Raw genomic sequence first — 20,590 nt, forward strand, 5'->3', positions numbered from 1 at the left:
GGACGGGGTCGGAGGTGTGATCGACGGTACGGCGGCAACCCGTCCGATCCTCGGTATGCTCGCCGCCATGCCTCCCGAACCCGACGCCGTCGTGCCGGGCGCCGCCGTGCCCGACCGGGCGCGTTCGGACGCCTGCCCCGGGGCCCTTCGTCTGCACACGGCCGACGACGGCGCCCTGGCGCGGGTCAGGCTGCCCGGGGGACTGCTGACTGAGTGTCAGGTTCTGGCGCTGGCCGACGCGGCCGAGGCGCTCGGCGACGGCCGCGCGGAGATCACCTCGCGCGGCAACGTCCAGCTGCGCGGCCTGGCTTCGGACTGCGGCGGCGAACTCGCCGAGCGGCTGCGGGCCGCCGGCCTGCTGCCCTCCGACACCCATGAACGGGTCCGCAACATCGTCGCCTCGCCGGGCCCCGGCGCCGGGCCCGCCGAGGGCTCCGCCGATGTGCGGGCCTGGGCGCGCGCCCTCGACGCGGCCCTGTGCGCCAGCCCGTGGGCGACCGGCCTGTCCGGAAAGTTCCTGTTCGCCCTGGACGACGGCCGGGGGGACGTCGCCGCGCTGGACGCCGATGTGACATTGATCGCAGGCCCGGACGGCACCGCCCTGCTGCGCCTCGGCCGGGCCGCCACCGCGCGGCCGGTGCCGGCCGGGCGGGCGGTCGCGGCGGCGCTGGACGCGGCCCGGGAGTTCCTGGACGCGCAGCGCGCCGCCGGACTGCGGGCCTGGCACCTGCGCGAACTGCCCGATCTGCTGCCGCCCGGCCAACTGCCGCTGCCGCCGCCGGCCGGGACCCGTCCGCCGCTGGGCGCCCTGCCGGGGGGCGGGCTGCACGTGGGCCTGCGCTTCGGCGTGGCGACGGCCGGACAGTGGCGGGCGCTGGCGGAGGCCGCCGAGGGGGAGCTGCGGCTGACCCCGTGGCGCGGCGTGGTGCTGCCCGGCGCTCCCGCCGGGCGGCTGCCCGCGCTCGCGGCGGCCGGCTTCCGGACGGGGGCCGGGGTCGGGGCAGAGGCCGGGGCAGCGGCCGGGACGGCCTGGGACGGCGCGAGCGCCTGCACCGGGCTGCCGGGCTGCGCGAAGTCGCGGTCCGACGTCCGGGCCGACGCGGCCCGGGCACTGGACGGGAGCACGGCCCGGGGTGCCGGTCCGCAGCCGGGCGCCGCCCTGCTGCCGGTGCACTGGTCGGGCTGCGAACGCCGCTGCGGCCACCCCGCCGGACGCCGGGTGGACGTGCTGGCGACCGGGGAGGGCTACCGGGTGGCGGTGACCGGCGGACCGCAGGGGCGGGACACCGCCGTGGAAGTGACGAACGAGCTGATGGCCGCGGCGGTCGCCGCGGCCCGGAGGACCACGTGATCGAGTACGAGAAGGACGGCGCGTCCATCTACCGCCAGTCCTTTGCCACCATCCGGGCCGAGGCCGACCTGGCCGGACTGCCCGCGGACGTCGCCCAGGTCGCGGTGCGGATGATCCACGCCTGCGGCATGGTCGACCTGGTCGAGGACCTGGTGTACTCGCCCGGCGCGGTCGCCTCCGCGCGCGCCGCCCTGCGGGCCGGGGCGCCGATCCTCTGCGACGTGAACATGGTCGCCAGCGGCGTCACGCGCAAGCGGCTGCCGGCCGACAACGAGGTGATCTGCACCCTCACCGACCCGTCCGTGCCGGAGCTGGCCCGGGCGATGGGCAACACCCGCAGCGCCGCCGCGATGGAGCTGTGGCTGCCCCGGCTGGAGGGCGCGGTGGTCGCCGTCGGCAACGCGCCGACCTCGCTGTTCCGCCTGCTGGAGCTGATCGAGGCCGGCGCCCCGCGCCCGGCCGCCGTGATCGGCGTCCCGGTCGGCTTCATCGGCGCGGCCGAGTCCAAGGAGGCCCTGGCGGCGCACCCGGCGGGCCTGGAGCACCTGGTGGTGCGCGGCCGGCGCGGCGGCAGCGCGATGGCCGCGGCGGCGATCAACGCGATTGCGAGCGAAGAAGAATGACGGACAGTCAGATGGCCGACCAGCAGGCCACCGGCCGGCTCTACGGTGTGGGTCTCGGCCCCGGCGACCCGTCGCTGGTGACCGTCCGCGCCGCCGAACTCATCGGCAAGGCCGACGTGGTGGCGTACCACAGCGCGCGGCACGGCCGCTCGATCGCCCGCTCCATCGCCGAGCGGTACCTGACGGGCGGTCAGATCGAGGAGAAGCTGGTCTACCCGATCACCGTCGAGACCACCGACCACCCGGGCGGCTACCGGGGCGCGCTGGACGACTTCTACCAGGAGGCCGCCGAACGCCTGGCCGCCCACCTGGACGCCGGTCGCGACGTGGTGGTGCTCGCCGAGGGCGACCCGTTCTTCTACGGCTCCTACCAGCACATGCACAAGCGCCTCGCGCACCGCTACCCGACCGAGGTGGTGCCCGGCGTGACCTCGGTCAGCGCCGCGTCGGCCCGGCTGGGCCAGCCGCTCACCGAGGCCGAGGAGACGCTCACCGTCATCCCGGGCACGCTGCCCGAGGAGGAGCTGACCGCGCGCCTGGCCGCCGCCGACTCCGCCGTGGTGATGAAGCTCGGCCGCACCTTCCCGACCGTGCGCCGCGCCCTGGAGCGGGCGGGCCGGCTGGCCGACGCCCAGTACGTCGAGCGGGCGTTCATGGACGGCGAGCGGACGGCCCCGCTGGCCTCCGTCGACCCGGACAGCGTCCCCTACTTCGCGGTGGCGGTGCTGCCCAGCAAGGTCGCCCCGCTGGAGGCCCCGGCCCCCGACCTGAGCGGTCCGGGCAGCGTCACCGTCGTCGGCACCGGCCCGGCCGGCCCGCTCTGGCTGACCCCCGAGGCCCGCGGCGCCCTCGCCGCCGCGACCGACCTGGTCGGCTACACCACCTACCTCGACCGGGTGCCGGAGCGGCCGGGCCAGACCCGGCACGGCTCCGACAACAAGGTGGAGTCCGAGCGCGCCGAGTTCGCCCTCGACCTGGCCCGCCGGGGCCACCGGGTCGTGGTGGTCTCCTCCGGCGACCCGGGCGTCTTCGCGATGGCCACCGCCGTGCTGGAGGTCGCCTGCGAGGAGTCCTACCGCGAGGTGCCGGTGCGGATCGTCCCCGGGATGACCGCCGCGCACGCGGCCGCCTCCCGGGCCGGCGCCCCGCTCGGCCACGACTACGCGGTGGTGTCGCTCTCCGACCGCCTCAAGCCGTGGGACGTCGTCGCGCAGCGCCTGCGCGCCGCCGCCTCGGCCGACCTCGTGCTCGCCCTGTACAACCCCGGCTCGCAGTCCCGCACCACCCAGGTCGGCCGGGCCCGGGACCTCCTGCTGGAGTACCGCGCCCCGGAGACCCCGGTGGTGCTGGCCCGCGACGTCGGCGGCCCCACCGAGCGGGTCCGCACCGTGCCCCTCGGCGAACTGGACCCGGCCGAGGTCGACATGCGGACCATCCTGCTGATCGGCTCCTCCCAGACCCAGCACGTCACCCGCTCCCCCCACCCCGACGTCACCTGGACCCCCCGCCGCTACCCGGAGGCCTGAGCCCCACCCCCTCCGCCCCGGACCCGCCGACGGGACCGGGGCGGATCGGGCTGCCCGGGCTGCCGCCGGAAGGAAGGAGCCCGGCCGGCGGCGCGCGCGTCAGTCGCGGTAGATCTCGGAACGATGGCCGACCCGGACCACCAGGACGAGCAGGAGCCCGCCGTCGACGGTGTAGACCACCCGGTGGTCGCCCACCCGCAGACGGCGGTGGTCGGGCGATCCCACCAGGGCGGTGGTGTGGAAGCCGTAGGGGTCCTGTTCGAGCTCCGCGAGCTTGCGCAGGACCAGGATCGCCGTCGCCCGGGGCAGCTTGCGCAGCTCGCCGCGGGCCGACTCGGTGAAGCGCGTGCTGTACTTCACTCGGGCCGGGCCAGGGTCTCGGCCATGACCTCGTCCAGCGAGTAGGTGGGCTCGTCGCGGCGCTCCTCGATGAGGCGCATCAGTTCGCGCTCCTCCCACTGCCGGTACTCGCGCAGCAGCTCTATCGGGACGACGGCGGCGACCTCCCGTCCCCGCCGGGTGATGACGGTCGGCTCGTCCCGCTCCGCGCGGTCGACGACGTCGGCGAGGTGCTCGCGGGCCTCGCGAATCGAAACGGTCTGCACAGGCTGCTCGCTCATACTCCGAGTGTACGAAGTGTGCCATGTGTACACAAGGCGGTCGCGGACCCCGCCGAGGAGTCGGCTCGTCGGCGGTGGAGCATGGTGTCCGATCGACGGACGAACGGCAGGGAGACGGTGCGGGACATGGGCGAGGTCGGTGGGCGGGCCGGGCAGTTGCGGAGCAGTGGGCTGCGGCACGGGTGGACCACCGGGGCGTGTGCCACGGCGGCGACCAAGGCCGCGTACCGGGCGCTGCTCACCGGGGTGTTCCCGGACCCGGTGGAGATCACGCTGCCGAAGGGGCAGCGGCCGGCCTTCGCGCTCGCGGCGGAGCTGGTGGCCGAGGAGCCGGGCGGCGGGCGGCGGGCGACGGCCGGGGTGGTGAAGGACGCCGGGGACGATCCGGACGTCACCCACGGCGCGCTGGTGCGCTCCACCGTGCGGGCGGGGGAGCCGGGCGCGGGCGTGGTGTTCCGGGCCGGGCCCGGGGTGGGGACGGTCACCAAGGCCGGGCTGCCGCTGCCGGTCGGCGAACCCGCCATCAACCCGGTGCCCCGGCAGATGATCCGGGACGCCGTCGCCGAGGTCGCGGCCGAGTGCGGCGGCAGCGGGGACGTGGTGGTGGAGGTGTCGATCGACCACGGCGAGGAGCTCGCCCGGTCCACCTGGAACCCCCGGCTCGGCATCCTCGGCGGGCTCTCCGTCCTCGGGACCACCGGGATCGTCGTCCCCTACTCCTGCTCCGCCTGGATCGACTCCATCCGGCGCGGGGTGGACGTGGCGCGGGCCGCCGGGCGCACCCATGTGGCCGGCTGCACCGGCTCGACCTCCGAGAAGGTGGCCGCGGCGGTGCACGGCCTGCCCGAGGACGCGCTGCTCGACATGGGCGACTTCGCGGGCGCCGTGCTCAAGTACCTCAAGCGCCACCCGGTGCCGAGGCTGACCATCGCCGGCGGCTTCGCCAAGCTCTCCAAGCTCGCCGCCGGCCACCTCGACCTGCACTCGGCGCGCTCCCGGGTGGACCAGGGCCACCTGGCCGGGCTGGCCCGTACGGGCGGCGCCGACGAGGAGCTGACGGCGGCGGTCGCGGCGGCCAACACCGGTCTGGAGGCGATCCAGCTCTGCCGGGCGGCCGGGGTGCCGCTGGGCGACCTGGTGGCCGAGGCGGCCCGGGCCACCGCGCTCGGGGTGCTGCGCGGTTCGCCGGTCGCGGTGGACGTCGTCTGCATCGACCGGGCGGGGACGATCGTCGGCCGCGCGCAACCGCTGGGGCCCTGACGGCCGTCCTCCGCCCGGGAGTTCTGTCCCAGGACTGTCCCGATAAGTTCGCCATGGTGTGAAGATCTGACGCTCATACGGGGTGAGAAACGGACAAAAGTCGCGCCAGGGCCGGGGTCGGCGCTGTTGCTATCTCAGTCATGAGATATCGTCTGGCGAGTGACAGGCGACTACCTCACCCGTATCGGCACCCTCATCCGCACCGCGCGTCAGCACCGCGGCTGGTCCCAGGCCCAGCTCGGCGAGGCCCTCGGCACCAGCCAGAGCGCGGTCAACCGCATCGAGCAGGGCAAGCAGAATGTCAGCCTTGAGATGATCGCCCGCATCGGCGAAGCGCTCGACAGCGAGATCGTCTCCCTCGGCTACTCCGGCCCGATGCACCTGCGGGTCGCCGGCGGCACCACCCTCTCCGGCGCGATCGACGTCCGCAGCAGCAAGAACGCCTGCGTCGCCATCCTCTGCGCCTCGCTGCTGACCACCGGCCGCACCACCCTGCGCAGCGTCGCCCGGATCGAGGAGGTCTACCGGATCCTGGAGGTGCTCAACAGCATCGGCGTCAGGAGCCGCTGGACCAACGACGGCCGCGACCTCGAACTCACCCCGCCCGCCGAGCTCGACCTGGCCGGCATGGACGTCGAGGCCGCCCGCCGCACCCGCAGCGTGCTGATGTTCCTCGGCCCGCTGATGCACCGCGCCGACAACTTCGCCATCCCCTACGCCGGCGGCTGCGACCTCGGCACCCGCACCGTGCAGCCGCACCTCACCGCGCTGCGCCGGTTCGGCCTGGAGGTCGCCACCACCGGCGGCGCCTACCACGCCTCGGTCCAGCCCGGCACGCCGATGGACCGGCCGATCGTGCTGACCGAGCGCGGGGACACCGTCACCGAGAACGCCCTGCTCGCCGCCGCCCGCCACGACGGCGTCAGCGTCATCCGCAACGCCTCGCCCAACTACATGGTCCAGGACCTCTGCTTCTTCCTGGAGAAGCTGGGCGTGCGGATCGACGGCGTCGGCACCACCACCCTCACCGTGCACGGCGTCCCCGAGATCACCTGCGACGTCGACTACACCCCGGCCGAGGACCCGGTGGAGGCGATGAGCCTGCTCGCCGCCGCCGTGGTCACCTCCTCCGAGCTGACCGTCCGCCGGGTGCCGATCGAGTTCCTGGAGATCGAGCTCGCCGTGCTGGAGGGCATGGGCCTCGACTACGACCGCACCCCCGAGTACCCCGCCCACAACGGCCGCACCCGGCTGGTCGACCTCACCGTGCGCCCCTCCAAGCTCACCGCGCCGATCGACACCATCCACCCGATGCCCTTCCCCGGCATCAACATCGACAACGTGCCGTTCTTCGCCGCCATCGCCGCGGCCGCCCACGGCACCACGATGATCCACGACTGGGTGTACGACAACCGCGCCATCTACCTGACCGAACTCACCCGCCTCGGCGCGGACATCAAGCTCCTCGACCCGCACCGGGTGCTGGTCCAGGGCCCGACCCGCTGGCGTGCCGCCGAGATGGTCTGCCCGCCCGCGCTGCGCCCCGCCGTGGTGATCCTGCTGGCGATGCTGGCCGCCAAGGGCACCTCGGTGCTCCGCAACGTCTACGTCATCAACCGGGGTTACGAGGACCTCGCCGAGCGCCTCAACTCCATCGGCGCCCAGATCGAGACCTTCCGCGACATCTGATCCGGACACCCGCCGCCCGGTCCCGGAACCCCGGGGCCGGGTGGCGGCGTGCCCGGGTGCGGCTACTCGCCGGTGCGGCCGTCGAGGTGCTCGCGGAGGAGGTCGGCGTGGCCGTTGTGGCGGGCGTACTCCTCGATCATGTGGGTGAGGATCCAGCGCAGGGAGTACTCGGTCTCCTGGCCGTCGGGCGCGCGGTAGTGGCCGAGCACGTCCAGGGACGGGGCGGCGGCGACGAGTTCGCGGGCGTGCTCGCACTCGGCCCGCCAGACGGTGAAGGCCTCGTCCGGGTCGGCCTCGTCGGCCTCGAACTCGACGTCCCTGCCGCCCCAGAAACCGGGATGGCCCTCGCCGTTGAGGACGTTGCGGAACCAGCCGCGCTCCACCTCGGCCAGGTGGCGGGTCAGGCCGAGCAGGGAGAGCGTGGAGGGGAGCAGCGGGCGGGCGCGGAGCTGTTCGGTGCTCAGCCCGGTGCACTTCCAGGCGAAGGTGGCGCGCTGGAAGTCCAGGAAGCCCGTCAGGGTGGCGAGTTCCGCACCGGCCAGGGGCGGTTCGGGGCGGGCGGCGTCGGCGAGTTCGTAGGCGTCGGTCATCCGGTCATCCTTGCAGCGTGGGGTGGGTTCCGCGCGGGAATTACGGCCCGATCGGGCCGTGGTCGGCGAGCCGCTCCAGCACCTCGGCGACGCTCGCCGCGACGGGCACTCCGGCCGGCAGCGGCGGGCGGTCCACCAGTACGACGGGCAGGCCGAGTTCGCGGGCCGCGGTGAGCTTGGGCGCGGTGGCCGCGCCGCCGCTGTCCTTGGTGACGACGACGTCGATCCGGTGCTCGCGCAGCACCGCCCGCTCGCCGTCCAGGGTGAAGGGGCCCCGGTCGAGCAGGACGTCGAGCGCGGCGGGCAGCGGCGGTTCGGGCGGATCGACCGAGCGGGCCACGAAGTGCAGGCCGTCGAGGTGGGCGAAGGCGGCGAGGCCCTGCCGGCCGCTGGTGAGCAGGACCCGGCGGCCGAGGGCGGGCAGCAGCGCGGCGGCGGCGTCCAGGGACGGGACGCGGTGCCAGTCGTCGCCCGGTACGGCCGTCCAGCCGGGGCGGCGCAGCGCCAGCAGCGGGACGCCGGTCGCGGCGGCGGCCGCGGCGGCGTTGCCGGACATCACGGCGGCGAACGGGTGGGTGGCGTCGACCACCGTGTCCACCCGCTCGGCGCGCAGCCAGTCGGCGAGGCCGTCGGCGCCGCCGAAGCCGCCGATCCGCACCTCGCCGGCGGGCAGCCGGGGCCGGGCCACCCGCCCGGCGAGCGAGCTGGTGACCCGGAGCCCGGTCCGGCCGTCGAGCGCGGCGGCGAGGGCGCGGGCCTCGGTGGTGCCGCCGAGGATCAGCAGGTGGCGGTGGTCCCGGGGCGTCGTCGGGCGGTGGTCCGGCGCGGTCATCAGGTGCCGCAGGGCTCGTGCGGGCGCTCGCGGTCCGCGGAGTAGAGGTGGCTGTCGCGGAACTGCTCGGCGGCCAGGGTGCGGCCGACGATGATCACCGCGGTGCGGACCACGCCGGCGGCCTTCAGCTGTCCGGCGATGTCCCCGACGGTGCCGCGCAGCACCAGCTCGTCCGGCCGGCTGGCCATCGCGACCACGGCGGCCGGGCAGTCCGCCCCGTAGTGCGGGAGCAGCTGCTCGACCACGTCGTCCACGTACCCGGCGGCCAGGTGCAGGACGAGCAGGGCGCCGCTGCGGCCCAGGGTGGCGAGGTCCTCGCCCGGCGGCATCGGGGTGGCGCGCTTGGCGATCCGGGTGAGGATCACGGTCTGGCCGACGGTCGGCACGGTCAGCTCGCGCTTGAGCGCGGCCGCCGCGGCGGCGAAGGCCGGCACGCCGGGCACCACGTCGTAGGGCACCCCGGCCGCGTCGAGGCGGCGCATCTGCTCGGCGACGGCGCTGAACACCGACGGGTCGCCGGAGTGCAGCCGGGCGACGTCCTGCCCGGCGGCGTGGGCGCGGACCATCTCCTCGACGATCAGGTCCAGGGTGAGGTTGGCGGTGTCGATCAGCCGGGCGCCGGGCGGGCACTCGGCGAGCAGCTCGCGCGGCACCAGGCTGCCGGCGTAGAGGCAGACCTCGGCGCGGGCCAGGATCCGCTGGCCGCGCAGGGTGATCAGGTCGGCGGCGCCGGGGCCGGCCCCGATGAAGTGGACGGTCACGAGGCGTTCTCCCGGGGAGTGAGGGGGTCGGCGGCGGGTTTGACGGCGGACCACTGGGTGACCGGCATCGCCTGGCGCCAGCCGGTGAAGCCGCCGACCGGGACGGCGTGCGCCACGGCGAGCCGCAGCAGTTCGCCGCCGTGCCGCCGGTACCAGGTGGTGAGCAGCGCCTCCGACTCCAGGGTCACCGTGTTGGCGACCAGCCGGCCGCCGGGCGGCAGCGCGGCCCAGCAGGTGTTGAGCAGGCCGGGCGCGGTGAGGCCGCCGCCGACGAACACCGCGTCCGGGGCGGGCAGTCCGGCGAGCGCGTCCGGGGCGGGGCCGGTGACCACGCGCAGCCGGGGCACGCCGAGGGCGGCGGCGTTGCGGACGATCCGCTCGGCCCGCACCGGGTCGCGTTCGACCGTGACGGCCCGGTTGTCGCGGTGGGCGCGCAGCCACTCGATCGCGATCGAGCCCGAGCCGCCGCCGATGTCCCAGAGCAGTTCGCCGGGGACGGGGGCCAGGGTGGCGAGGGTGGCGGCGCGCACGTGGCGCTTGGTCAGCTGGCCGTCGCTCTCGTACGCGCCGTCGGGCAGGCCGGGGACGACCGGGGTGCGGGGGCCGTCGGCGCCGAGCTCGACGGCGATCAGGTTGAGCGGGTCGCCGGGCGGGTGCGGCCAGCCGTCGGCGGGGCCGTCCAGCTGCCGTTCGCCGGGTCCGCCGAGCTGTTCGAGCACCCGCAGCCGGGCGGAGCCGTGCCCGAGCCCGGTGAGCAGCGCGGCGACGGCGGCCGGGGTGGCGGCGTCGGCGCTGAGCACCAGCAGCCGGCGGCCCGGGTTGAGGGCGAGCCGCAGGGTGTCGAGGGGCCGGCCGACCAGGCTGACCACCTCGGTCGCCTCCAGCGGCCAGCCGAGCCGGGCGCAGGCGTACGCGACCGAGGAGGGGTGCGGCAGGATCCGCAGCCGTTCGGGGCCGACGGTCTCGGCGAGGGTGCGGCCGATGCCGAAGAACATCGGGTCGCCGCTGGCCAGGACGACCGTCCGGCGGTCGGCGTACCGGGCGAGCAGGCCGGGGACGGCCGGGCGCAGCGGGGACGGCCAGGACACCCGTTCGGCGCCGACCTCCTCGGCGGGCAGCAGGTCCAGCTGCCGGGGGCCGCCGATCACGGCCCCGGCGGCCCGCAGGGCGGCGCGCGCGGTGGCGGCGAGTCCGGGCCAGCCGTCGGCCCCGATCCCGACGACGGTGATCGGGGGTGGCTGCTGGGACACCGGGGGGCTCCTCGGGGGCGTGCTCGGGGCGGGTGGGGGCAGCCTACCTGGCGGTATTCGCCCGGCGGTCGGCCAGGGGGCGGCCCCGGACCGGTGCGCGGGCCGCCCTCGGGCGGGCCGTCATCGGCCGCGCCGCCGCCAGTCGCCGGAGGCGATGAGCGCCGGGTGCGCGCGCAGCCGGGCGCCGACGGCCGGTCCGGCCAGGTACACCCAGGCCGGGGCGGTGCCACCGTCCCCGGTGCGGACGGTCAGCCGCGCGCGGACGTACTCGCCGTCGCCGTCCGGCCGGCAGTCCTCCAGCCGGTCCAGCGCCGCGAGCGCCGCCGGGTAGGCGGCCGGGCGGATCGTCACCAGCTCGCCGACGATGTGCCGGCCGGGGGCGGCGTCCGGTACGGCGTACGGGAACCCGGGCCCCGCGTGCAGCGCCGCGCCGTCCAGGACCGCGGGCCGTACCGAGGCGCAGCGGCCGGCCAGGAACAGCGCGTGGTTGCGCTCCCCGGTGAGCAGGGTGCCGTAGACGAAGAAGGGGAGGGCGGACGGCACGGGGACTCCTCGGGGCCGGGGTGGGAAGCGGACCGGTGTTCGATGGTGACCGCCTGGTGATACCCACTGGCGCGCGGGGCGGCCGATGCGGTGTCATGTCGGGTACATCTGCCAGTACCGTTCCGGGGGGACACCCATGACAGCTCCAGTCGAACGCGGGCCGGCCGGGTCCGCGACCGCCCGCCCCGTCCCCGCCGATGCCCCGGCCGACGCGCCCGCCGACGCCCCCGCCCCCGCCTCGGGCGACACCGGCGGGGCCGCCGCCGGGCGGCTCGGAGCCGGGGTGTGGACGGCGCTCGTGGTGGTCTACGTGGTGTGGGGCTCGACCTATCTGGCGATCCGGATCGCGGTGGAGACCATGCCGTCCTTCCTCTCCGCCGCCGCCCGCTTCCTGACCGCCGGTCTGCTGCTCGCCGGCTTCGTCGCCGTCCGCCACGGCCGGGCCGGACTCCGGGTGGACGCGCGGCAGCTGGGCTCCGCCGCCCTGGTCGGACTGCTGCTGCTGACCGGCGGCAACGGACTCGTGGTGCTCGGCGAGACCTCCGTCCCCTCCGGACTGGCCGCGCTGCTGGTCGCCGCCGTGCCGCTCTGGATGGTGCTGCTGACGGCGGCCGGCGGCGAGCGGCCCGGGCGCGCCGAACTGACCGGCGTGCTGCTCGGACTGGTGGGCCTGGCCGTGCTCTCCGCCCCCGCGATCGGGGGCTCGATCGCCCCCGCCGGGGTGGTCGCGATCATCTGCGCCACCCTCACCTGGGCGTCCGGCTCCTACGCCAGCAAGCGGATCCCGATGCCCGGCAACGTCTTCGCGTCCAGCGCCTACCAGATGCTCGCCGGCGGGCTCGGCAATCTGCTGATCGGGCTGGCCCGGGGGGAGGAGCGCGGGCTGCGCCCCGGCGACGTGTCCACCCGGTCCTGGCTGGCGCTGGCCTTCCTGGTGGTGTTCGGCTCGCTGGTCGCCTTCACCGCGTACGCCTGGCTGCTGCGCTCCGCCCCGCTGACGCTGGTGGCCACCTACGCGTACGTGAACCCGGTGGTGGCCGTGCTGCTGGGCTGGCTGGTCCTGGCCGAACCGCTGACCGGCCCCACCCTGCTGGGCGGGGCCGTCGTGGTGGCCGGCGTGTGCCTGGTGGTGAGCGTCAGCCGCGGGTCGGGACGGAAGCCCGCCGGGAAGTCCGCCGGGAAGTCCGTCCGGGAGCCCGCCCGCGAGCCCGACCGGAGTTGAGGCCGGGCCCGGTACCGGCTCACCCGGACCAGGTGACGAGCAGGGTGCTCAGGGTCACGCCCGGGCCGAGGCCCAGCAGCAGTCCGCGGGCACCGGCCGGCGGGGGCGTGCGGTGGGTGCGGGCGAGGACGGAGAAGACGGTGGCGCCGCCGAGGTTGCCCTCCTCGGTGAGGACGTCCCGCGAGTGCCGCAGGAAGGCGGCGTCCGCGTCGAGCAGCACCCCGAGCCGGTCCAGGATGGCCGGGCCGCCCGGGTGCAGCACGCCGAAGTCCAGCTCCCGTCCGCCGTGCCGGTCCAGCCAGTCGAGCAGCGCCGGGCCCAGGTCGGTGACCGAGCGGAGCGAGGCCCGGGTGGAGGCGAAGTGGTCGCCCCGGTGGTCCGTCAGCTTGCGGTAGCGGTCGGTGGTGTGCGGGATGGTGTACTCGAAGCAGTGCTCCAGCCTGAGCCCGGGCGTGCGCTGCTCGGCCGTGACCACGGCGGCCGCCGCCGCGTCGCCCCAGAGGCCCTTGTAGATCTGGTCCTCCACCGAGGTGCGGGTGTTCTGGTAGAGCGAGGAGAGCGACTCGGCGGCGACCACCAGCACCACGGCGGCCGGGTTCCAGGCCAGGAAGCGACGGGCCGTGAGCAGGACGTGGGCGCCGCCCGCGCAGGCCAGCTGGCTCATCGGCAGCCGGCTGATGTCGGGGCGCAGGCCCAGGTTCTGCTGGAGGTGGACGTCCAGCCCGGGCACGGCGTCCCCGGTCGCGCTGGACACGATCACGCAGTCCACCTGCTCGGGCCGGACGCCCGCGGTCAGCATCGCCTCGGCGGCGGCGTGTTCGGCGGCGGCCAGCAGGTCGCCGAAGGTGGTGGTCTTGCGTTCGGCGGCGGTGCGCTCGGGGGAGGAGACCAGCTCGTAGGGCCGGAAGTAGCGGCGGGTGCCGGGCAGGTTGCCGAGGGCCAGCCGGACGGTCTGGGCCTGCCGGGCGGGGTAGTCGGGGTTGCGGTCGAGGATGTCCTCCCGGATCCGCTCGGCCGTCACGGTGTGGGGACCGAGGGCGAGGGCCGGGCGGGCGACGAACGCGGGCGCGGGGGCGGACCGGGGGGTGGGGGGAGCGGGAGCGGGGGCCGTGCTGGGCATGCGGATGGTTCCTTGCGGCTGTGCGCGCCGCGTCCGGCCGGACGCGACGGCCGGTCCGGGCGGTCGTGGCGCGCCGCCCGACGGCGCCGTGTCCGGCCGGCCGGGGGCGGCCGGGACGCACCGACCCGTCGTGACAGCGTCCGACCCGTCCGGGCGCCGGCACCGCCACGCTACCCGCCGGACGGTCCCGCCGCCGTCCCCGCCCCTGGCCCCGGCAGCCGGCCGGGACACCGCCGGTCACCTGCGAGGATCCTCGGATCGGGGGAGCCGGCGGGGTCCGCCGAGGGGGACCGGGCGCGACCCCTCCGGGCCGGCCGGGCGGGGCCGCGTCAGACCGCGTACGGAGGACGCCCGGCCCACCAGTGCCCGGGGGCCTCGGCCTCGCGGCTGGTCCAGAACTCGATGAGGCCGCCGACGAACTCCTCGACCGAGAGCAGGCCGTCGCCGTCCAGGTCCAGCCGGCGGAACGCCTCGTCGGCGTCGTCGCGGGAGAGGGCGGAGAAGTGGCCGCGCTGGAAGACGAAGAACTCGCCCGCGTCCACGGTCCCGCTGCCGTCCACGTCGGCGATCGCGAGGAAGGCCTCGGCCAGCGCGCCGAACACGGTCCGCGCGGCCACCGGGTCGTCGGCGAGCGAGCGGGTCGAGGCGACGAACTGGGCGCGGCCGATCGAGGTGGTGCCGACCGGCAGGTGGGAGACGTGCAGGTCGCGCCAGATCGCGAGGTAGGCGTCGACGATGCGCTCCTCGGTGCGGGAGCCCTCCGCGTGCCCCAGCGAACGGGCCACCGCCCGGCCCATCAGCACATGGTCGTGCTCGGTGAGCCGGCCGTCCCCGTCGGCGTCGAGGTGGTCGAAGCCGTGGTTGATCCTCGCGAGCAGTTTTTCCTCGGACACGTTTCTCCCGGATCGAGCAGATGCCCTGTCGGACCGTCACAGCGGTCGTTTCGCAGCACGCTAACCCGCCCGGTACCGGCCGCGCAGCCGAAGACTCGAACTGTCGGCCGACCGTGCGCACGTCCGTGACCGGCCGTCGGCCGACCGCGCGTACGGCCCTGGACGGCGGTCCCCGGACGGCGGCCCGGGAGCGCGGTCCGCTCAGCGCGCGGCGGCGAGCAGCTCCCGGGTGTAGTCGGTGTGCGGGGCGGTGAACAGGCGGTCCCGGTCGGTGGATTCGACCAGTCGGCCCCGGTGCATCACGGCCACCCGGTCGCAGAAGTGGCGGACCACCGCGAGGTCGTGCGAGACGAACAGGAAGGCGACGCCCAGCCGTTCGCGCAGTTCCATCAGCAGATTGAGGACCTGCGCCTGGACCGACACGTCCAGCGCGGACACCGGCTCGTCGGCGATGATCAGCCGGGGCTCGGCCGCGAGCGCGCGGGCGATCCCGATCCGCTGGCGCTGGCCGCCGGAGAACTCGTGCGGGTAGCGGTCCAGGTGGTCGGCCGGCAGGCCGACCTGCTCCAGCAGTTCGGCGGAGCGCCGCCGCCGTTCGCCCGCGCCGAGCGCGGTGTGCAGGCGCAGCGGGGTCTCCAGGGTCTGCGCGACGGTGCGGCGCGGGTTGAGCGAGGCGTACGGGTCCTGGAAGACCAGCTGGACCTCCTTGGCGAGCCGCCGCCGCAGCGCCCGGTCGGGCCGGGTGGCGTCCAGGCCGTCGTACCGGACGGTGCCGGCGGTGGCGGGCTGGAGTCCGGCCAGCACCCGCGAGGTGGTGGACTTGCCGGAGCCGGACTCGCCGACCAGGCCGAGCGTCTCGCCGGGGGCGATGCGCAGGCCGAGCCCCTCGACGGCCCGCACCGGCTCGGACCGCGTCCCGGGGAAGCGGCGGCGGCCCGGGAAGTGCACCGAGAGGTCCTCGACCTCGACCAGCCACCGGCCGCCGGCCGGCTCGGACCCGGAGCGGGGGCGGGCGGTCGGCCGGGGCGCCGGCGAGGGGTCGTCGACCGTCGGCAGCGGTGAGCCGGGCACCGAGTCCAGCGTCAGCGCGGCGCCGACCAGGGCCCTGGTGTACGGCTCCCGGGGCGCGGCCAGCAGGTCCGGTGTGGGCGCGCTCTCCACCTCCAGGCCGCCGCGCAGGACGAGGGTGCGGTCGGTGCTGCCCGCGACCACCCCGAGGTCGTGGCTGACCAGCAGGACGGCGGTGCCGTGCTCGCGCTGCAACTCGCCCAGCAGGTCGAGCACCTGGTCCTGGACACGGGCGTCGAGCGCGGTGGTGGGCTCGTCGGCGATCAGCACGTCGGGGTTGTTCAGCAGCGCCATCGCGATCATCACCCGCTGCCGCATGCCGCCGGAGAAGCGGTGCGGGTGGTCGTCCGTCCGGGCGGCCGGGATGCCCACCCGGTCGAGCATCGCGGCGGCCTTCCGGCGGGCCTCGGCCCGGCCCGCGCCGGGGTGGTGCAGCCGGTACATCTCGGCGAGCTGCGCGCCGACGGTGTGGAAGGGGCTGAGCGAGGTCAGCGCGTCCTGGAAGACCAGGGCCACCCGGCCGCCGCGCACCCGTCGCAGCACTTGCTCCCCGGCGCCGACCAGCTCCTGTCCGTCCAGCCGGATCGAGCCGGTGACCGTGGTGGTGCGCGGGTCGTGCAGGCCGAGCACGGCGAGCCCGGTGGCGGACTTGCCGGAGCCGGACTCGCCGACCAGGCCGAGGACCTCGCCCCGGGCGAGGTCGAAGGACAGGCCCCGCACGGCGTGGACGGGTGCGCCGCCGCGCGGGTCGGCGAAGCTGACGGAGAGGTCGCGGACGCTGAGCACCGGTGGTTCGTCGGCGGGCACGGGCGTGGCGGCGGCGGTCGCGGGCGCGGTCGCGGAGGAGGGGGTCATGGGGAGGGCTCCAGGCGGGAGGGCGGCGGGCGGGTTCAGCCGAGGCGGATGCGCGGATCGAGCCAGGCGATCACCAGATCGGCCAGCGCGACGAACAGCACGACGAAGCAGGCGGCGAGCAGCACGGCGCCGACCACGGCCGGCAGGTCCTGCCCCTCGACGGCCTCGGTGGCGAACCGGCCCACGCCGTTCAGTCCGAACACCGTCTCGGTGATCACCGCGCCGCCCAGCAGCGCGCCCGCCTCCAGGCCGAGCAGCTGCACCAGCGGTCCGGCGGCGCCGCGCGCGGTGTACTTGAGGTGGGCCCGGAGCCGGCCGAGGCCCTTGCCGCGGGCGGTGCGGACGTACTCCTCGTCCATCGTCTCCAGCAGCTGGGAGCGCGAGAGCCGGGCGAACACGGCCGAGTTGACGAAGCCGAGGACGATCCAGGGGAGCAGCATGCCGCCCGCCCAGGCGGCCGGGTCGGTGGCCGGCGGGGTGTAGGAGGGCAGCGGCAGCAGTCCGGTGGTGTAGACCAATCCCCACTGCGCGACATAACCGAGGAAGTAGATCTGCACGCTGGCGCCGACCAGGGTGAAGCCGGAGAGCAGCCGGTCGGTCCTGGTGCCGTGCCGCAGCGCGGCGACGAAGCCGGTGCCGAGCCCGAACACCACCAGGAAGGCCAGCGCGCCCGCCGCCAGCGAGACGGTCACCGGCAGGTGGTCGACCAGGGCCTCGGTGACCGGCTGGTGCAGCCGGTAGGAGTAGCCGAGGCAGGGCGCGTCGCAGTGCAGGGTGGAGCCGTCGACGTCCTGGATGTCGCGGCCGGCCACGATCCCGGTCAGGTAGTCGGTGTACTGGGTGAGCAGCGGCTGGTCCAGGCCCATGCTCGCGCGGACCGCCGCGACCTGACCGGTGTCGCAGCGCGGGCCGCAGGCGGCGCGGGCCGGGTCGGCGGGGGCGGCGTAGAAGAGGGCGAAGGCGGCGGCGGAGACCGCGGCCAGGACGGCGAGCGCCTGGAGGATCCGCCGCAGGGCGAAGGAGAGCATGGTGGCCGGTCCGGGTTCGGTGGGCGTCGGGGCGGTGGTCCCGCCGCGCGCCGCGCGGGGCGGGCGGCGGGACCACCGGGGGAGTGCGGGCTGTCAGGCCTTCAGGTAGAGCCAGGCGAGGCTGACCGACCCGTAGATCGGGTGGACGAACGCGCCGCCGACGTTGGAGCCGCGCAGCTGGTTGACGTTCGGGTAGGCGAACGGCAGCACCGGCAGGTCCTTCATCACCGTCTGCTCCAGCGCGTACAGCTCCTTGGCCTTGGCCCGGGGCTCGCCGATCCCGTTGATCCGGTCGATCTCCTTGTCCACCTCGCCGTTGTGGTAGCGGGCGGAGTTGAGGTCGCTGTTGGCGCGGCCGTCGAAGGAGAACGGGATCAGGGTGGAGGGCGTCGGCCAGTCGACCGAGCTGGTCTCCTCCCACAGGTCGTAGGGGGAGTCGGCGCGGTGCGCCTCGTCCAGCAGGGCCTTGGCGTCGACCGGCTTCGGCACCAGCGTGATCCCGGCCTTGGCGAAGCCGTCGACCAGCACCTGCGCGACCCGCTGGCCGTTCGGGGTGTTGGCGTAGGCGTAGGTCAGCGAGGCGGGCGGCTGCTTGGCCTTGGCCAGCACGGCCTTCGCGGCGTCCGGGTCGCCCTCCGGCCTGGCCGGGTTCAGGTCGTACTTCTGCCAGTCGACCAGGGCGGGCGAGCTGAGGGTGCTGGCGAGCTCGCCGGCCCGGCTGCCGCCGAGGACCTGGCGGGCCTGCTGGCGCGGGTAGGCGAGGTTGAGGGCCTTGCGGACCTCGGGGTCGGTCACCCGCTCGTTGTTGACCATGAGGTAGGTGACGAAGGCGCCCTGCCGTCCGGAGACGACCAGGTCCTGGGCCTTCGGGTCGGTGTCCACGGTCTGGTACAGCTCGGGGGAGAGCTGGGTGGCGACCGTGGTGGCGTCCGCGCCGCCGTCGCGCCCGGAGAGGATCTCCTGGTTGATGTTGAGCGCCTCCTTCCCGAAGGTGAAGACGAACTTCTCCGGGTACTGGCTGCGGATCGGGTCGGTCTCCGCCTTCCAGTGCGGGTTGCGCTCCAGCACCAGCCGGGTGTTCTGGACGTGCTCGACGATCCGGTACGGGCCGGTGGAGAACGGCAGCCGGTCGTAGTCGGTGCCGGTGTCCTTGTCCTTGCGCACCGGCGAGGAGGAGGACTGCGCCGCCATGTAGGGGACGTCGGCCTGCGGCTGCGGGAAGTGGAAGACCAGGGTGCGGTCGTCCGGCGTCGCGATCGCGTCGAGGTCGCCGTCCTGCGGGCCGCCGTACTTCTTGCGGGCGTCGTCGTAGCTGGCCTCGCCGGTCAGCCACTGCGGCCAGTACGGCGGGCCGACCTCGTAGCCCTTGCCGAAGGAGCGCTCGATGCCGTACTTGACCTGCTGGGAGGTGATCGGCTGACCGTCCTCCCAGGTCACGCCCTCCTTCAGCCGGTAGGTCCAGGTGCGGCCGTCGTCGCTGGAGGTGCCGGTGTCGGTGGCGAGGTCGCCGACCAGCTTGGCCTTGCCGTCCACCACCTGGTACTGGGTCAGCTGGCGGCCCCACAGCAGCGAGGTGTTGTAGGCGGCGCCCGCGTACACCTTCTGCGGGTCGAGGTGGCGGAAGTCGGTGGTGTTGTAGACGTTCACCGTGCCGCCCGCGCGGGCACCGGGGACGGCGGGGGCCGGTCCGGCGCTCTCCTTCTCGGTGCCGAGCGCGGCGGTCAGCGGCGAGGCGTCCTTGGCCGCGGCGCCGGGGCCGGCCGTGGTGGTGGTGCCCGCGCCGGCCGAGCAGGACGTCGCCAGCAGGGCGGTCGCGACGACGGCGAGGGACGGTCTGATCCAGCGCATGGCGAATCTCTCCTTGCCCCGGGGTCTCCGGGGCGGTCGGGTGAACTGTCGGGTGAACAGCGGAAGGAAGGCAGGAAGGCGGTCGGTCGGACCGGGGCCGGCGACGGCCCCGGGGGCGACTTCTAGCGGGCGGCCCGGGGGTCCAGGGCGTCCCGCACGGCGTCGCCGAGCAGGTTGAAGGCGAGCACGAAGAGCAGCAGCGCGACGCCGGGGAAGAACATGTACGTCGGGTCGGCCCGGAACACCTCGGAGCCGCGGGAGATCATCCGGCCCCAGTCCGGGACCGGCTCGTTGATGCCCACGCCGAGGAAGGACAGCACCGCCTCCGAGGCGACGAACGCCGGCACCGCCATGGTGGCGTGCACCAGCAGCTGCGCCCGGACATTCGGCAGCAGCTCGCGGACGACGATGTGGAATCCGCCGGCGCCCATCGCCCGGGCGGACTGCACGAAATCCCTTTCCCGGAGCGAGCGGACGGTGGCGCGCAGGGAAAGCGCGAGCGGAATCCAGCCGAACGCGGAGAACACCAGCACCAGCACCAGGAACTGCATCCACTCCGGCTCCGCGGTGCCCGGGTCCACCAGCCGGGACTGGATCACCGGGCTGAGCGCGAGCAGCAGGAGCAGGGTCGGGAACGCCAGCAGGACGTTGGAGAAGAAGCCGAACACCCGGTCGGTGATCCCGCCGAGGTAGCCCACCGCGACCCCGGCCAGCACCCCGAGGGCGGTGGTCACGGTGGCCGAGGCGAAGGCGATCAGCAGCGAGGTGCGGATGCCGTAGAGCAGCTGGGTGAACACGTCGCGGCCCAGGCCGGGCTCCAGGCCGAACCAGAACTCCCCGGAGATGCCGCCGTTCGGCGCGATCGGCAGGCCGCCGTCGCTGAGCAGGCCGGGCGCGTTCTGGCCGTAGTGCTCGGTGGGGTTCTTGCCGTACAGCGCGGCGATCAGCGGGGCCGCCAGGGCCAGCAGGAGGAAGAGCGCCACCACGCCGAGCGCGACGGCCCCGGTGCGGTCCCGGCAGACCCGGCGCAGCAGCCCCGGCGGGGCGGGCCGCACGGGCGGCGCGTCCGATGCGGCGACGTGTTCGACCACTGCCATGACAGGAGTACTCCCCGAATTCCGTGCCGCCCCATGGGTGGAGGTGCACCGACGTACATTTCCGGACGCCCTCCCGGGGGTTTCCCGGGGTGTCGCCGAGCGCCATCAGATCGGACACCGAGGACTTTCCGCAAATCATTCCGAACGCGTCGGAGAAGTGCTTCCCGGGCTTTGTTCCGGAATTGTGACGGCTTCATTCCGCCGCAATACGGCCGTAGCACAAGAACGGGCGCAAGCGGACAAAAGGTATGTCATGTCCGCCGCTGTCCCGCATTCTGAGATCTCCGCCACAGGACGTCGGGCATTGGTACGATTCCGGCGGGCCGCGACTGGCGCGCACGGATGGAATCGACCATCGGGAAGCGGCCCCGTGCCGAATCACGACGCAGTTGCCGAGCGCCTGGGCCCCCCGAC

Annotated in this window: 19 protein-coding genes and 1 riboswitch; of the genes, 6 read left to right on the forward strand and 13 right to left on the reverse strand. The window is 75.0% G+C overall.

Annotated elements, in window-relative coordinates:
• Positions 1 to 67 precede the first annotated feature (67 nt).
• Genes ACW14Y_RS32825 through ACW14Y_RS32835 form a run of 3 tightly spaced genes read left to right on the forward strand, consistent with a single transcriptional unit; the run spans position 68 to position 3,500 of the window.
• Entirely contained in the window at positions 68 to 1,351 is a 1,284-nt protein-coding gene (locus ACW14Y_RS32825) for a hypothetical protein (RefSeq protein ID WP_456984505.1), read from the forward strand.
• Positions 1,348 to 1,974 carry a precorrin-8X methylmutase gene (locus tag ACW14Y_RS32830; protein WP_030392140.1) on the forward strand — a complete coding sequence of 209 codons (627 nt, stop codon included), beginning with the start codon at positions 1,348 to 1,350 and terminating at the stop codon, positions 1,972 to 1,974. Before ACW14Y_RS32825 ends, ACW14Y_RS32830 begins: the two co-directional genes overlap by 4 nt.
• A gap of 11 nt (positions 1,975 to 1,985) precedes the next feature.
• Positions 1,986 to 3,500 carry a precorrin-2 C(20)-methyltransferase gene (locus ACW14Y_RS32835; RefSeq protein WP_380299419.1) on the forward strand — a complete coding sequence of 505 codons (1,515 nt, stop codon included), beginning with the start codon at positions 1,986 to 1,988 and terminating at the stop codon, positions 3,498 to 3,500.
• 99 nt (positions 3,501 to 3,599) lie between these two features.
• Here ACW14Y_RS32835 and ACW14Y_RS32840 read toward each other — a convergent pair whose 3' ends face one another.
• Positions 3,600 to 3,860, reverse strand: coding sequence for a type II toxin-antitoxin system RelE family toxin (locus ACW14Y_RS32840; protein WP_380299379.1), 261 nt, complete (start codon positions 3,858 to 3,860; stop codon positions 3,600 to 3,602).
• Positions 3,857 to 4,120 carry a type II toxin-antitoxin system Phd/YefM family antitoxin gene (locus ACW14Y_RS32845; protein WP_045939983.1) on the reverse strand — a complete coding sequence of 88 codons (264 nt, stop codon included), beginning with the start codon at positions 4,118 to 4,120 and terminating at the stop codon, positions 3,857 to 3,859. The genes ACW14Y_RS32840 and ACW14Y_RS32845 overlap by 4 nt, the downstream gene beginning before the upstream one ends.
• A 126-nt stretch (positions 4,121 to 4,246) precedes the next feature.
• Here ACW14Y_RS32845 and ACW14Y_RS32850 point away from each other — a divergent pair, with 126 nt between their 5' ends.
• Complete coding sequence (locus tag ACW14Y_RS32850) at positions 4,247 to 5,380, forward strand: cobalt-precorrin-5B (C(1))-methyltransferase (RefSeq protein ID WP_402721733.1); 1,134 nt, start codon at positions 4,247 to 4,249, stop codon at positions 5,378 to 5,380.
• Between the two features lie 159 nt (positions 5,381 to 5,539).
• On the forward strand, positions 5,540 to 7,069 hold the full coding sequence (locus ACW14Y_RS32855) for a UDP-N-acetylglucosamine 1-carboxyvinyltransferase (RefSeq protein WP_053644465.1): 1,530 nt from the start codon (positions 5,540 to 5,542) through the stop codon (positions 7,067 to 7,069).
• Between the two features lie 62 nt (positions 7,070 to 7,131).
• Here ACW14Y_RS32855 and ACW14Y_RS32860 read toward each other — a convergent pair whose 3' ends face one another.
• The 5 genes from ACW14Y_RS32860 to ACW14Y_RS32880 all read right to left on the reverse strand — a co-directional run bounded on the left by ACW14Y_RS32860 (position 7,132) and on the right by ACW14Y_RS32880 (position 11,045).
• Positions 7,132 to 7,659, reverse strand: coding sequence for a DinB family protein (locus ACW14Y_RS32860; protein ID WP_456984509.1), 528 nt, complete (start codon positions 7,657 to 7,659; stop codon positions 7,132 to 7,134).
• 40 nt (positions 7,660 to 7,699) lie between these two features.
• Positions 7,700 to 8,491 (reverse strand): cobalt-precorrin-6A reductase, encoded by a 792-nt coding sequence (locus ACW14Y_RS32865; RefSeq protein WP_456984511.1) that lies wholly within the window; start codon positions 8,489 to 8,491, stop codon positions 7,700 to 7,702.
• Positions 8,491 to 9,252, reverse strand: coding sequence for a precorrin-4 C(11)-methyltransferase (cobM, locus tag ACW14Y_RS32870; RefSeq protein ID WP_456984512.1), 762 nt, complete (start codon positions 9,250 to 9,252; stop codon positions 8,491 to 8,493). The genes ACW14Y_RS32865 and cobM overlap by 1 nt, the downstream gene beginning before the upstream one ends.
• Positions 9,249 to 10,502 (reverse strand): precorrin-6y C5,15-methyltransferase (decarboxylating) subunit CbiE, encoded by a 1,254-nt coding sequence (cbiE, locus tag ACW14Y_RS32875; protein WP_456984514.1) that lies wholly within the window; start codon positions 10,500 to 10,502, stop codon positions 9,249 to 9,251. The genes cobM and cbiE overlap by 4 nt, the downstream gene beginning before the upstream one ends.
• A gap of 120 nt (positions 10,503 to 10,622) precedes the next feature.
• On the reverse strand, positions 10,623 to 11,045 hold the full coding sequence (locus ACW14Y_RS32880) for a gamma-glutamylcyclotransferase family protein (RefSeq protein ID WP_402721729.1): 423 nt from the start codon (positions 11,043 to 11,045) through the stop codon (positions 10,623 to 10,625).
• A gap of 136 nt (positions 11,046 to 11,181) precedes the next feature.
• On the opposite strand from ACW14Y_RS32880, the gene ACW14Y_RS32885 reads away from it, so the two are divergent.
• Positions 11,182 to 12,267, forward strand: a complete 1,086-nt coding sequence (locus tag ACW14Y_RS32885) for an EamA family transporter (protein WP_456984516.1) — start codon at positions 11,182 to 11,184, stop codon at positions 12,265 to 12,267.
• Positions 12,268 to 12,286: 19 nt separating this feature from the next.
• On the opposite strand, the gene ACW14Y_RS32890 is transcribed toward ACW14Y_RS32885, so the two are convergent.
• From ACW14Y_RS32890 to ACW14Y_RS32915, 6 genes are all read right to left on the reverse strand, one after another.
• Positions 12,287 to 13,387: a PhlD gene (locus tag ACW14Y_RS32890; protein ID WP_456984518.1), complete on the reverse strand. Its 1,101-nt coding sequence runs from the start codon at positions 13,385 to 13,387 to the stop codon at positions 12,287 to 12,289.
• Positions 13,388 to 13,716: 329 nt separating this feature from the next.
• On the reverse strand, positions 13,717 to 14,280 hold the full coding sequence (locus ACW14Y_RS32895; protein ID WP_380386818.1) for an EF-hand domain-containing protein: 564 nt from the start codon (positions 14,278 to 14,280) through the stop codon (positions 13,717 to 13,719).
• A gap of 201 nt (positions 14,281 to 14,481) precedes the next feature.
• Positions 14,482 to 16,203: a dipeptide ABC transporter ATP-binding protein gene (locus ACW14Y_RS32900; protein ID WP_380439865.1), complete on the reverse strand. Its 1,722-nt coding sequence runs from the start codon at positions 16,201 to 16,203 to the stop codon at positions 14,482 to 14,484.
• A 35-nt stretch (positions 16,204 to 16,238) separates the two neighbouring features.
• Positions 16,239 to 17,231 carry an ABC transporter permease gene (locus ACW14Y_RS32905; RefSeq protein ID WP_380386815.1) on the reverse strand — a complete coding sequence of 331 codons (993 nt, stop codon included), beginning with the start codon at positions 17,229 to 17,231 and terminating at the stop codon, positions 16,239 to 16,241.
• A gap of 93 nt (positions 17,232 to 17,324) precedes the next feature.
• Complete coding sequence (locus tag ACW14Y_RS32910; RefSeq protein ID WP_380386812.1) at positions 17,325 to 19,079, reverse strand: ABC transporter substrate-binding protein; 1,755 nt, start codon at positions 19,077 to 19,079, stop codon at positions 17,325 to 17,327.
• Between the two features lie 122 nt (positions 19,080 to 19,201).
• Positions 19,202 to 20,176, reverse strand: coding sequence for an ABC transporter permease (locus ACW14Y_RS32915; RefSeq protein ID WP_380299392.1), 975 nt, complete (start codon positions 20,174 to 20,176; stop codon positions 19,202 to 19,204).
• 315 nt (positions 20,177 to 20,491) lie between these two features.
• A riboswitch (ZMP/ZTP riboswitch) is annotated at positions 20,492 to 20,589 on the forward strand.
• Position 20,590 lies beyond the last annotated feature (1 nt).

Source organism: Kitasatospora sp. cg17-2 (assembly GCF_054031055.1).